Raw genomic sequence first — 13889 nt, forward strand, 5'->3', positions numbered from 1 at the left:
GAAGCCGGACTCTCTATTGGGCGGAGACTTGAGGTCGCTTTTCGGATCGGTCATCCTTCGTGCTCCGGCTTGCGACGGTTTGATGGTTCGACGGTTCGATGGTTCGGCGTTTCGATGGTTCGACAGTTCGTCGGACGGCTGCGGAAAAAGCATCCTGTTCGGCGTCTGCGCAAGTCTCGGAGCCCAAAAAAACCTGAACCGATGCACAAAGCATCCGCTCAGGTTGGGTCCGACAAAAAGGCCGTGCTTCATTTCCGATAATATTTCCGGTATACGGCGGGGGTCGCGTTTTCGTATTTCTTGAACGTTTTGATAAAATAGCCCGGTTCGTTGAAGCCAAGCTCCGCGCTGATCTGCGAGATCGGAAGGTCGGTCTGCTCCAGCAGCTGCCGCGCCCAGACGATTTTCAGCCGGGCGGCGTAGCCGGAATAGCTTTCCCCGATTTCCTTGGCGAACAGGCGGCTGAAATAGCTTGGACTGATATGGCACAGCTCGGCCATTTTCTTGAGCGGCACCGATTCGTTTTTGTGCGCGAACAGATAATCGAACGCCGGCTGGAGCACGGGATTGTCGCAGCGTTCGCCGTCGCCCGCCTCGCCGCCAAGCGTCGTTCCGGCAAGCAGATGGGCCGCTTCGCGGCGCGCGTTCTCCGGGTATCGCAGCGTATAGCCCGGCAGCAGCTCCGACAGACTCGGCAGCGTGCCGCTGCCCGACGCTTTGTCGAAGATTTCCGTAATCCGGTTCTTGTTCGTCGCTTCTTCCACGATGTAGCTGCACAGCAGCGACAGCATATTGGAGATCGTGACGATCTCCTGATACGACATGACCGGCAGATCGGCGTAATGGTCTTTGAGCTTTTCCCATTTCTCGCTGTACAGCTTCTTGTTCTTGGAAGTCAGAATCTGTTCCAGTTCCGGCGGGCCGGAAGAGTCGGACAGGCGCACCTGGCCGGCCATGACGGCGCCGATATACTGCCCGTCGATCATGACCGGTACGGCGATATCGATAATGTTGTAATGGCACAGATAGATGTAGGGCTTGTTCGAGCGCACCGCTTCCAGCCCGCCGCGGGAGTCGCATTTCTGGCAGTAGGGCAGCAGGTCTTCGTCCTGGCGGACCGCGTTGCAAAACGATTGGCAGGCGCTGTGCCGCGTAACGGCGTTGCCTTTGTAATCGACGGTCAAGATGGCAAGCTTGGTGACGGAGGCGAGCGAATCCTGGAGACGTTCCCATTTTTCGAGATCGAAAACGGTCTGGATGCTGAGGGGTTCGCCGGTCATGGGAGTTCCTTCTTTCGAAAATGGGATTTTAAATACATGCAGGAACGCATAAAAGCATGTAAGCGATGACAAAAAGATACAACTTTAGACACAAGGACATCAAATTACGATTTCAAATTATAATATATTGCTTGGAAAGTCCACTGTAAACCTTAAAATTGTAGATTATGATGAAAGAAAGCGGCATCAGGATGCGCAATCGAACGTTTACGGCTTTTAAAATCGTATTTTCATATCCTGCTTCCGACCGCAATTCTACGATCAAACAAACCACTATCTGGAGGGATTTAAGATGAGAAAAGCTTTTATCAGTCCGTCGAAATATGTGCAAGGCGAAAATGAACTGCTCAACCTCGGTTACTTTGTCGGTTCGTTCGGCAAATCGGCTCTGCTGATCGCTCACCCGGACGACGCGGCGCGAGTGAAAGACAAGTTGGACGCGACCGCAGCCAAATTCGGAATCTCGTTCGTTGAGAGCGGTTTCATGGGCGAATGTTCGCGTCAGGAAGTCGCGCGCCTGCAGCAGATCGCCGAAGAGAACAACTGCGACTGCGTGATCGGCCTCGGCGGGGGCAAAGCGATCGACGCCGCCAAATGCGTAGCCCAGGGCGAAGCGCTGATCATCTGCCCGACGATCGCCGCGACCGACGCACCGACGAGCCACTCGGCTGTGCTGTATACGCCGGAAGGCGCTTTTGACGACTACGCGTACTTCAAACAGAGCCCGAGCGTGGTACTGGTCGACACGACCGTTATCGCCAACGCGCCGACGAGATTCCTCGTATCCGGCATGGGCGACGCGCTGTCCACGTACTTCGAAGCCCGCGCGACGTCCCGTTCATACTCGAAAGTAAACGCGGGTCTGCCGAGCGGCGCGAGAGAAGGCAAAACGGCTCCGGCGATCGGCACGAACGCTGCGATGGCGCTGGCCACGCTGTGCTACGAAATGCTGCTCAAAGACGGCGTCAAAGCGAAAGCGGCCTGCGACGCGAACGTCGTGACCCAGGCGCTCGAAAATATCGTCGAGACGAACATCCTGCTGTCGGGACTCGGTTTCGAAAGCGGCGGCCTGGCCGGCGCGCACGCTATCCACGACGGCCTGACGATTCTCGAAGAAGCGCATCATTATTTCCACGGCGAAAAAGTCGCGTTCGGTACGATCGCCCAGCTCGTGCTGGAGAACGCGCCGACCGAAGAACTCAACCAGGTCATGGACTTCTGTCTGGACGTCGGCCTGCCGGTCTGCCTGGCGGATATCGGCGTGAAGTCGATCACCCGCGAACAGCTGATGCAAATCGCGGAGAAGGCATGCATCCCGGAAGAATCGATTCACGCCATGCCTTTCCCGGTTACGGTAGAAGAAGTGGCGGCAGCCGTGCAGACGGCGGACCGGATCGGCAGCGCGTACAAAGCGGCCAGAGGTCTGTAAGCTATCTATAGAGGAGGGTTTTGTTTTGAAAAAAGTAATCAACAAACCGGAAGATCTGGTCATGGAGATGGGCAGCGGTCTAGCGCTGGCCCATCCCGAGCTGGAGTTCGTGCAAAAATATAAGATTATCCAGAAAAAGCAGCTTAACGCGGACAAAGTGACGCTGATCAGCGGCGGCGGCAGCGGCCACGAACCGGCGCACGCCGGCTTCGTCGGCAAAGGCATGCTGGATGCGGCGGTCTGCGGCGACGTGTTCGCTTCGCCGTCCCAGATCCAGATCTACCAGGCGATCAAATCGACCGCCGGCAATAAGGGCGCGCTGCTCATCATCAAAAACTACAGCGGCGACATCATGAACTTCAAAAACGCGTCCCATCTGGCCAGCGAAGACGGCATCGAAGTCGATTACGTTCGCGTCGACGACGATATCGCGGTCGAAGACAGCCTCTACACGGTAGGACGCCGCGGCGTGGCGGGCACCGTGCTCGTGCACAAGATTGCAGGCGCCGCGGCCGAAGAAGGCCGCAGCCTGGCCGAAGTCAAAGCGGCGGCGGAGAAAGCCGCGGCGAATGTGCGCAGCATCGGCTTCGCGCTGACGTCGTGCACCGTGCCGGCGAAAGGCACGCCGACGTTCAAGCTCGGCGAAGACGAGATCGAATACGGCGTGGGCATCCACGGCGAACCGGGCATCCGCCGCGAGAAGATGGCGACGGCCGACCAACTGGCCGCCCATACGGTCACGGACCTGCTGCGCGATATGAAGCTCGAAGGCGGCGAAGGCGAAGAAATCGCCCTGCTGATCAACGGCTTCGGCGCGACGCCGCTGCAGGAACTGTATCTGTTCAATCACGCGGTCACGCGCGAATTGACGGAGAAGAACGTCAAGATCAACCGCACGTTCGTCGGCAACTACATGACGAGCATCGATATGGCGGGCATGTCGGTCACGTTCATGAAGCTGGACGACGAACTCAAGGAACTGCTGTCGCGCGAAAGCGATACGCCGGCGTTCAAAGTGTCCGGTCCGGTCGTGCAGCCGGCTTATGAGGAGCTGCGCCGCTCCGGCGCGGACGACGTGTCCGATTCGGCTTCGTTCACGGTCGAGACGCCGGCGGAATATGCCCGGGTGTCCGGCGGCAAGATGACCCGCGACAACGTCGTGTACGTGATCGACAAGATGAGCGAGATCATCATCGAGAACGAAATCCCGTTCTGCGAACTGGATTCGCAGGCCGGCGACGGCGACTTCGGCATGAGCGTCGCCAAAGGCTTCAAGCAGCTCAAGCGCGAATGGAAAGAAATTCTGTCGCACGAAGACCGTTCGATCGGCGGCTTCCTGAACGAGTGCTCGCTCGTCATTATGGAATACTGCGGCGGCGCTTCCGGGCCGATCTGGGGTTCCGCGTTCCGCGCGGCCGGACGTTCGGCGGGCGACCGCACCGAACTTGACGTGGCCGGCTTCGCCGAGCTGCTGCAGGCCGCGGTGGCCGGCATCCAGTCGACCGGCGAGCGTTCGTTCGGACGCGGGGCGGTCGTCGGCGACAAGACGCTGATCGACGCGCTCGTGCCGTGCGCGGATGCCTGGACGGCAAGCGCGGCGGCCGGCGACGACGTCAAGACGGCTTTCGCCAAAGGCGCGGAAGCGGCTGTGGCGGGAGCCAAGAAGACGGAGGAGATCGTGGCGCGCATGGGACGCGCGGGTACGGTCGGCGAACGCAGCATCGGGTATCCGGATGCGGGCGCGCACGCGCTCGGCGTGATCTTCACGCAGCTGTCGGACAGCCTGAAGTAAGAAGCGTTCCGCGCGAACAAGAAGAGCAGAGCCTGACGGCAGCCGGGAACATCCGGCTGACCGGCTCTTTGCCCTGCGCGCTTATAGGCTCTACGCCTGTACACCCGCTTGTTCGTTATCCGCAATTCGGGCTTCCGCAATTTTAAGCGTTCATATTGAAGCGACCACAGAGTCGCAGGGAGACAGCTCAGTGAAAACCTTATCCAACCTATTCAGAAAACCGGCCGGACTGCTTGCTTTGTCGTTGATCCTGATCGTGCTGGGCAGCCTGCTCGCCGGCATGTTCAACACGTCTTTTTACAAAGTCAACGTCAAGGAAATTTCGTTCAAAGCCGATCACGGCACGCTTAACGGCCTGCTGTACATGCCCAAAGGCGCCGGCCCGGACGATCCCCGCCCGGTTATCGTCACGACGCACGGCTATTTAAACACCAAAGAAATGCAGGACGCGCCGGCGATCGAAATGTCGCGCCGCGGCTACATCGTGCTCGCGCTCGACATGTACGATCACGGCGATTCGCGCTGGGACGGCGACATCAAGGTCGGCGAGCAGTTCTCGACGTTCTGGATCTTCTCGCAGTTCGACGCCGCCAAATACATGTACGAACAGGATTACACGAAAAAAGACGAAAACGGCAACGCGTACCTCGCGGTCAGCGGTCACTCGATGGGCGGCTTCTCCACGCTGCTCGCCATGTACATGGACGAGATGAATTCGCTGCAGGCCGGACACCGGATGATCTATACCGGCATTTCCGTCGGCGCGGACTTCTCCTATGCCGCAGCCGTCGCACCGCAGGACCAGCTCATGGCCGCTTACGGCGACCGGACGGTCGGCATGATCGCGGGCCATTACGACGAATTCTTCTTCAACAAATCCGATGAAGAGAAGACGGCCGCGGAAAAAGAAATCGTCGGCACCGTTATGCGCAAAGACTTTGCCAAAACGCTGTCGGGCCGCGCGTTTCTCGGACTCGGCGAAGGCGCCGAAGAAGCGAAGCAGGGCCAGTATTACACGGTCGATTCCGGCGACGTCAAAGTCGAAGACCAGGTCGTGCGTCCTTCGCAGAGCGGCGAGCGTATCATCTACACGCCGAATCAGACGCACCCGTGGAACCATTTCTCGCCGGAAACGACCGGCTACCTGATCGACTTCTACACGCACGCGTTCGAAGGCGTCACGTCTCCGAACCAGGTCGACGCGAACCTGTCTTCGGACAGCCAGATCTGGTGGCTCAAGGAAGCGTTCAACTTCGTCGCCATGATCGGCTTCTTCCTGATGATCGTGCCGATGTCGGTACTGCTGCTCCGTCTGCCGTTCCTGAACAAATCGATCACGGCGGTCACGGCTCCGCTGGCCAGACCGATTCGCGGCGGGCAAAAAGCCGCTTACTGGATCGCGGTCGTCTTCAGCGCCCTGATCCCGGCCATTTTGTTCCCGACGCTGATGGACAAACAGGCCGGCGGCCTGCACGCGCTGACGATCGTCGCGATCGTGCTGCTGGTTGTGTCCGTCGTGGCGGCCGTGATCGGCTTCGCCCGTTCCGGTGCTTCGGCGGCGATGCGCCACGTCGGTATCGGCGGCCTCATTCTCGCGGTCGTTTCGGCCGCGATGTGGATTCTGTTCGCCAAAGCGGACGGCATCGTGCCGCTTAGCCCGTTCTTCAACGAACCGACGACGAACCAGATCGTCTACTGGGCGCTCGTGTCCGCGTCGATCACGGCGTTCATCACGTTCGCGTTCTACTACTTCAACAAAAAGCATGCCGGCGCCAGCTTCTCGGATTACGGCATCAGCCTGAATCCGATGACGATCGTCGCAAGCCTGTGCACGGCGGTTATCGCCGTTGCGATCGGCTATCTGCTGCTGTTCGCCGTGCAGGCGGTCTTCGGCACCGACTTCCGGATCTGGACGTTCGCTGTCCGCACGTTCACGTTCGAGCATTTCGTGACCGGACTGCGCTACATGCCGTTCTTCCTGATCTATTACTTCGTCAGCGCCGTAGCGCTGAATGCGGATACCCGCTCGCGCAAAGGCGGCTACCTGCTTGCGATCTTCCTGAACGTGGGCGGCCTGATCCTGTGGCTGATCGCCCAGTACGGCCTCGACTTCGCCAGAGGCGTGGCGCTCTACCCGGCCCAGAACCTGAACGGCATCCTGCTGTTCGCACTCGTGCCGGTGCTGGTCGTCGCCGCGATCTACGCGCGCAAACTGTTCGAGAAAACGAATAACGTATGGCTGCCCGCTTTCGTGAACACGATTCTGTTCACGCTGGTGACGGTCGCCAACACGGTCATGTTCTGGAATCTGGTCTAAGCGCCGATTCCCGTTCGACAAGCCGCCGGGGCTTACGTTCCGGCGGCTTTTTCGCGCGTCCGCATTTCCGGGCTTTTGCGTATTTCACGGCTCTCGTGCCGCATGGCTCTAATAAAAGTTCGTTTTTTGGCAGATAAATAAGAGAGGTTCTTCGCGCAGGGACCGTCAGCAAAATTGCCGCCGGAACGTTTTATGCCGAATGTGTCCGACGCGTTCGGCGCTCCGGAACGGCTGAAGGAGAATGTACATGAACAGGATGATCAAAGACCTGCTTCAGGGAAAAAAGTTCGTCGGTTCGGGACTGCTCAAAGCGAGTATCGTGTTCATGATCGGATTCGTGCTGATCGTGGCGCTCGGATTTACGTATCTCGTCCGGTCGCTTTTTTCCAATTACGAAGGGGTACGGCAGACGGCCGATCTGCGGACGCAGCTGCTGCGGCTGGAGAACGCGATGGTCGATCAGGAGACGGGGCAGCGGGGGTATCTGTTGACCGGCCGTATGGAATTTCTGGAGCCGTTCGACCGGGGCAGCCTGAATTATCGGTCCGCGTCCGACGCGCTGCTGCTTGAAGTACGCGAGATGAAGGGGCGGACCGAACTTACGAAGGCGGTGCGACAGCTGACCGATACGGGCCTGGGTTGGAAAAAAGAATTCGGCGACGCGCAGATCCGCACGGTGATGGCCGGCGAATCGGTGTCCGAACGCGAACTGTTGGCCGCCAAACAAAAACTGGACCAATTCCGCACGCAGCAGCGTTCGCTGCTCGAACAGGTCGAGCTGCTGCGCGGCGAACGCCGCACCGAGATGCTGAACCGCCTGTACCTGCTGTTCGGCGCAATCGCGTTGATCTTTATCGTTTTCCAGATGTTGATGTTGAATTATTTGCAAAAAGGATTGATGCGGATCACGCGGCCGATCATGCAGCTCGACCGCGTCGTCGCTTCCTACGAAGACGGCAATATTCGCGAGCGGCTGCCGGATTACGTCGAAGACAACGAGATCGGCCGGCTGGTGCGCAATTTCAGGCGGATGCACGACGAGATGGAGAAAGAGAAGCAGACGCTCGAAAATACGTACCGGATGATCAACATGCTGCACCAGTCCCGCAGTCCGGAAGAAGCGTACCGCAGCATTTTGAAATCGCTCGGTTCGCTGATCGTGTGCGAGCGCATGTCCGTCATTACGCAGAATGCCGACCGCAGCTTCTCCGTCAAAGCCGTGTGCGCCGAAGGAACCGTGTCGCTGGACGAACGGATGCTGTCGGGCGAGGAGAAAGACATCCAGGAACTGCTGAACGGCGGATTCTCGATGGTGCACGAAGACTGGTCGCAGTACCGCGCCGAAGGCGAGATTACGGACGGCCTGTACGCGCTCGGCATTCGCTCGTCCATGCACATTCTGCTGCGCAAAGAAGCCCGGGTGATCGGGGTGCTGAATCTGATGTCGGCCCGGACCGGATTTTTCACCTTGCAAAAAAAGGAACGGCTCGAAAAGCTGTCGCCGATGATCGTTACCGCGCTGGAAAATGCGAGCGAGACGGTGCGGATCAAAAATATGGCGATGCGCGACGGGCTGACGGAACTGTGGAACCGGCGCTATTTCGAGCAGGCGCTCGACGGCATCGCCGCGCAGCGGGAGTCCGGTTCCGCCTCGCTGCCGCTCAGCCTTATCCTGCTCGATATCGACTACTTCAAAACGTTCAACGATACGTGGGGCCACCCGGAAGGCGATCTGGTGCTGAAACATGTGGGCCGGCTGCTTATGGACGAAGTCCGCGCCGGAGACATTCCGGTCCGGTTCGGCGGCGAAGAGTTCGCGGTTCTGCTGCCGGATACTTCGCCCGAAGCGGCGCGGGCGGCAGCGGAACGGTTCCGCGTCCGGCTGGAGTCCGAATCGCCGTCGCGCAAATACCGGATCACGGCGAGCTTCGGCGTCGCTTCCGTCGAAGGCCGCCCGGACGGGGCCGCGCTGATCGAAGCTGCCGACCGCGCGCTGTACCGGGCCAAAGAGCAGGGGCGCAACCGGGTGTGCGTCTTTGCGGAAGAGCGGGGCACGGAAAAGGGCTGACGGGGGCTTTTAACCGGAAAACGTTTGCGATCGGGCAGGGATTGACGGCGGAACCTCGAATGTCTAAAGCACGAAGCGACTACGAGAGGGGAAGTCATCATGCAGCAGCAGCCGATCAAGAAGTACGAACAAGTTCGAATGGGTGTCGATTATTACCCGGAGCATTGGGACGAATCGATCTGGGAAGCGGATGCCGAGCTGATGCAGCAATCGGGCGTGGCCGTCGTGCGCGTCGGCGAATTCGCGTGGAGCCGGATGGAGCCGCGGGAAGGGGAGTTCGATTTCGGCTGGCTCGACCGGGCGATCGACTTGTTCGGCCGCCGCGGCATCGACGTGGTCATCGGCACGCCGACCCATACGCCGCCGAGATGGCTGACGGACAAATACCCCGACGTGCTGCCGATCCTGCCAGGCGGCGGCGTGTTCCAGCCGGGCGTGCGCGGCCACCGCTGCTTCAACAGCCGTTCGCTGCGCAGGTTCGGCGAGCGGATCGTCGGCAAGCTGGCGCAGCGCTATGCGCAGCATCCGGCCGTGATCGGTTGGCAGACGGACAACGAGTTCGGCATGCTCGACAGCCAGAGCCCGCAGGCGGCGGAAGATTTCCGCGATTGGGTGTACCGCAAATACGGCACGCTGGACCGGCTGAACCGGGAATGGGGCACGGTCGTCTGGAGCGGCGAGTATTCGCAGTGGAGCGAAGTGACGCCGCCGCTCGGCGGCTCGCCGTATCAGAATCCGTCGTTCCTGCTCGATTTCGCCAGGTTCCAGTGGGACACCGTGGCCGAGTTCCAGGCCGGGCAGATCGCGGCGATCCGGGCCTACTGCCCGGACCATTTCATCACGCACAATTTCCACAGCTATCCGCAGCGGCTGGATCTGTACCGGGTCGGCGAGGAGCTGGATTTCGCTTCCTTCGACTATTATCCGAACACGTCGCCGGCCAAAGCCGCGACGTCGCCCTACAGCGGCGCGCTGTCGCTGGACGTCACCCGCGGTATCAAGCGCAAAAACTTCTGGATCATGGAGCAGCTCAGCGGCTCGCCGGGCGCCTGGATGCCGATGTGGCGCATGCCGCAGCCCGGCTATATCCGCGCCTATGCGTGGCAGGCGATCGCGCGCGGCGCGGACACGGTCGTGCATTTCCGCTGGCGCAGCGCCGCTATCGGCGCGGAGCAGTTCTGGCACGGCCTGATCGACCACAGCAACGTGCCGGGCCGGCGGCTTGCCGAGTTCGCTTCGATGAGCGCCGAAGTGCGGCGGCTCGCGCCTCTGCTTGAAGGCACGTCGACGGACGCCAAAGTCGCGATCCTCATGTCGCACGAACAGCTTGAAGCGCTGCGTATCCAGAAGCAGACCGACAATTTCGACTATTACGAAAATATCAAAACGTATCACCGCGCCCTGACGAAGCTCGGCATCGACTGCGACGTGATCGACTGGCGCCAGCCGCTCGAAGGCTACCGGCTCGTGCTCGCGCCGCATCTGTACCTGCTGGACGATGCCGCCGCCGGGAAACTGTCGCGCTTCGCGGCCGACGGCGGCACGCTGCTGCTGACGGCGCGAACCGGCGTCAAGAACATGAACAACGTCTGCGTCATGCAGCCGCTGCCGGGACTGCTGGCGGACTGCGCGGGCGTGACGGTACGCGAATACGACCCGCTCGGCAGCGACATCGTGCGGCTCGACACCGCGGACGGCGAGCCGTACGCCGGCAGCCAGTGGGCGGACATTCTCGACCCGGTGGAGAACAGGCAAACCGAAGTGCTGGCCCGCTACGGCGGCAGCGCGTTCTTCGCCGGCGAAGCGGCGATCGTCCGGCACGAGTTCGGGCACGGCGAGACGTATTATCTCGGCACACATCCCGAGGACGACTATTTGCGCAGCCTGCTGCTGGACATTGCGCAGGCGCGCGGCATCGTGCATGCCGGGAACCTGCCGCCCGGCGTGCAGCTGTCCGTCCGCAGCGGGGAGTCGGGCGCGTACCTGTTCGTGCTGAACCTCGGCCGCGAGACGCGCCGGTTCCGGCTCGGCGATACGTATGCCGAAGCGGTGCAGGGCGAAGGGCTGCTCGGCGGCGAGCGTTACGACGGCGAGATCGAGCTTGCGCCGTACGGGGTGGAGATTTTCCGCGTGTAGGAAGCGGGATTGAAGCTTCGGAAGCGTATGAAGCCCATGAGGCATGTGAGTGAGGCTAATGAAGCCCATGCGGCTGGTGCCGTTCATGAGCTTCGGCGCTGATCACAGCTAATTTTTATAAAGTTTCTAACTTTATTTTTATTTTCCTCTTGAAAATCTCGAATTAAAAGTAATAATAGAGAAAGAAGGCGCTCACGCGTCTCCTCGCCATTTTCGCACACGAAAGGGGTTAGACCCATGACGATTCAGACTTATCCGGCAAGTTCGCGTTTCGAATACGATAAAGGCTGGCTCAAAGGCGGCCACAGCTTCTCTTTCGGTGAATATTACGACGCGGAGAACGTCAAATTCGGCCCGATGCGCGTCTGCAACGACGACGTGATCGCGCCGGGCAAAGGCTTCGGCGCGCATCCGCATAGCGACATGGAGATCGTGTCGATCATTCTGTCCGGCCGTCTGCGCCACGAAGACAGCCTCGGCAACGTGGCCGTGACCGGCTTCGGCGGCGTGCAGCGCATGAGCGCGGGCAGCGGCGTCATCCATACGGAGCACAATCCGTCGGAGCATGAAGACGTGCATATCCTGCAGCTTTGGTTCGAGCCGACGGAGCGGGGCAAGCAGCCGTCCTACACGACGGGCGAGTTCGACACGGCGGCGCTCGACGGCGCGCTGCTGCCGATCGCGTCCGGCCAGGGACTCGAAGGCGTCACCGATATGGGCCAGGACATGACCATCTATTTGAGCCGGCTGGAAGCGGGGCAGAGCCTGGATTTCCGGCAGGCAGACGGCCGCCGCACTTTCCTGTTCGTGATCGAAGGACAGCTTGAGGTAGCCGGCGGAGGCGATACCGCTTCGCTCGGCCGCCGCGACACGGCACGTATGACCGACGCGCCCGAGCTTGCGCTGACCGCTGCCGAGCCGGTCTTCTACATGCTCGTCGATCTGCCCTAAGCCAAAAGGAGGAAGCGACAATGACGATTCAAGATCACGACCGCATTCTCGTGAAGCATGCGGTGACGGGGCGGATGCTCGTGAACAGCGGAACCGACGATGTCACGTATACGCTTGAGCGGACCGGCGACGACGGAGCCGCCGTGCTGACCATTCAGGGCATCTCCCCGTGTCTGGCCGAAGACATTCGCGGCATGCAGCGCGAACTGAACGTGTTCCATTTCGAAGAACCGCCGGGCGAGCCGCCGGTCAAGCATTGGTTCTATGTCGGCGAACACGACGTCGCCTATGACGAAGCGACATCCACGCTGACGATCGTCACCGGCGCGGAGATCACCTACAAGCCCGACGAATACTGGGCTTAACGGAGAGCGGATAGCGGCCGGCATATCGAATGCGCGGCTGCTTGTTCCTCGCACCCGGGTCTGAGCCTTATCCGGTTGCGTTCCGGTTTCGAGCCGATTCCGGTCTGATTTCAGTCCGATTCCTGTATGATTCCGGTCCGGGCCGTATCCGGTTCCGACTCCGGACTTTCCCTGCAAAGCCGCGGCGCTTGAGCGCTGCGGCCTTTTTGCTAGGCCCGGCTAGGCCGACGTTCAGCAAACATTCAGCGCAGCATCAGGTTCCTCACAGAAACGGCAGGTACACTTTGGAAGTCGACAAGTCGGAAGGATGAACGTCACTAAACGGAACAGACAGGGAGGCTTTTGACCATGATGAACAAAAAAATCGCGGCAGGCGCGTTGGCTTTGACGCTTGCGGCGGGAGGTACGGCCGCCGTCACGCATACGTATGCGGCGTCGGCATCCGACTCCGCTTCGAAAACGGCCGATGCTTCGGTCGCTGCACCCAAAGCGACCGGCACGGCAGCGGACCCGCTTCAAGCGGACAAGGCCGGCAAAGGCCCGCGCGGCGGCCCCGGCCTTGCAGGCGGCCCGGCAGCCGAGCGAGCCGAGCTCGCCGCGCTGCTGAACCTGACGCAAGAGCAGCTTCGCACGCAGCAGGAGAGCGGCAAGACGCTGTCGGCGATCGCCGCCGAACAAAAAGTCGACGAGCAGAAGCTGATCGCGCTGCTGGTGTCGAAGCACCAGGCCAAGCTGGCCGAAGAATTGGCCGCAGGCAAGATCACGCAGGCGCAGTATAACGAGCGCCTCGCCGAAGCCCAAGAGCGCGCCGGCGAAAAGCTCGACCGCGTATTCGATCCGTCCAAGCCCGGAGCGGGCCGCGGACCGCACGGCGGACCCGGCCTTGCAGGCGGCCCGGCAGCCGAGCGGACCGGGCTCGCCGCGCTGCTGAACCTGACGCAAGAGCAGCTGCGCACGCAGCAGGAGAGCGGCAAGACGCTGTCGGCGATCGCCGCCGAACAGCAGGTCGACGAGCAGAAGCTGATCGCGCTGCTGGTCTCGAAGCACCAGGCCAAGCTGGCCGAAGAATTGGCCGCAGGCAAGATCACGCAGGCGCAGCATGACGAGCGCCTCGCCGAGGCCAAAAAGCGCACGGGCGAAAAGATCGACCGCGTGTTCGAAGCGAAAGCGCCGCACGGCCCCGGCGAAGGCCGCGGACATCGCGGCGGCCCCGACGCAGGCGCACCGGCGGCTCCGGGCACCGACGGGAACGGCCCGCAGCCCGGCGCCGCAGCCGGCGCGGAAGGCCCGGCAGCAGCCGTGCCGGTTCCGGCGTCTTAAGCGGACGCCCCAAACCGCTTGGCGGCCGTTGATTTGCGGCCGCATCCCGTCGCCGCGGCCGGGCCTCCTCGGCTTGTAGCAAGCGGACCGCCGCCCAATCCCGGCGCCGAGAACGGCATAGCGGCATGCCCGCTGCCTGCCGATCTTGCCGCAGCGGCAGCCCGCCGATCGACTCCCTAATCGATCGGCGGGCTGCCTTTTTTTTCGTTCACAGACCGCCCTGCCCTCCCT

General features: G+C 61.1%; 9 protein-coding genes. 8 read left to right on the forward strand and 1 reads right to left on the reverse strand.

The genetic code is table 11. The features are described 5' to 3' along the window. Positions 1 to 248: 248 nt before the first annotated feature. Positions 249 to 1280, reverse strand: coding sequence for a PocR ligand-binding domain-containing protein (locus FFV09_RS15605; RefSeq protein ID WP_141448687.1), 1032 nt, complete (start codon positions 1278 to 1280; stop codon positions 249 to 251). Between the two features lie 292 nt (positions 1281 to 1572). Between FFV09_RS15605 and FFV09_RS15610 the strand changes: the two genes are divergently transcribed. The 8 genes from FFV09_RS15610 (at position 1573) to FFV09_RS15645 (ending at position 13658) form a co-directional block, all read left to right on the forward strand. After that, entirely contained in the window at positions 1573 to 2709 is a 1137-nt protein-coding gene (locus tag FFV09_RS15610; protein WP_141448688.1) for a glycerol dehydrogenase, read from the forward strand. Between the two features lie 25 nt (positions 2710 to 2734). Further along, complete coding sequence (gene dhaK, locus FFV09_RS15615) at positions 2735 to 4501, forward strand: dihydroxyacetone kinase subunit DhaK (RefSeq protein ID WP_141448689.1); 1767 nt, start codon at positions 2735 to 2737, stop codon at positions 4499 to 4501. A gap of 190 nt (positions 4502 to 4691) precedes the next feature. Next, positions 4692 to 6818: an alpha/beta hydrolase family protein gene (locus FFV09_RS15620; protein WP_141448690.1), complete on the forward strand. Its 2127-nt coding sequence runs from the start codon at positions 4692 to 4694 to the stop codon at positions 6816 to 6818. A gap of 247 nt (positions 6819 to 7065) precedes the next feature. After that, positions 7066 to 8886, forward strand: coding sequence for a sensor domain-containing diguanylate cyclase (locus FFV09_RS15625; RefSeq protein WP_246098357.1), 1821 nt, complete (start codon positions 7066 to 7068; stop codon positions 8884 to 8886). 99 nt (positions 8887 to 8985) lie between these two features. Further along, the gene (locus FFV09_RS15630) at positions 8986 to 11022 is read left to right on the forward strand and encodes a beta-galactosidase (protein ID WP_141448691.1); all 2037 of its coding nucleotides are present in this window, start codon (positions 8986 to 8988) and stop codon (positions 11020 to 11022) included. Positions 11023 to 11259: 237 nt separating this feature from the next. Continuing rightward, positions 11260 to 11973, forward strand: coding sequence for a pirin family protein (locus tag FFV09_RS15635; protein WP_141448692.1), 714 nt, complete (start codon positions 11260 to 11262; stop codon positions 11971 to 11973). Between the two features lie 20 nt (positions 11974 to 11993). Then, positions 11994 to 12338, forward strand: a complete 345-nt coding sequence (locus FFV09_RS15640) for a hypothetical protein (RefSeq protein ID WP_141448693.1) — start codon at positions 11994 to 11996, stop codon at positions 12336 to 12338. A gap of 348 nt (positions 12339 to 12686) precedes the next feature. Beyond that, positions 12687 to 13658 (forward strand): LysM peptidoglycan-binding domain-containing protein, encoded by a 972-nt coding sequence (locus tag FFV09_RS15645; RefSeq protein ID WP_141448694.1) that lies wholly within the window; start codon positions 12687 to 12689, stop codon positions 13656 to 13658. Positions 13659 to 13889 lie beyond the last annotated feature (231 nt).

The organism is Saccharibacillus brassicae, from assembly GCF_006542275.1.
In the GTDB taxonomy this organism is placed as follows: Bacteria; Bacillota; Bacilli; order Paenibacillales; family Paenibacillaceae; genus Saccharibacillus; species Saccharibacillus brassicae.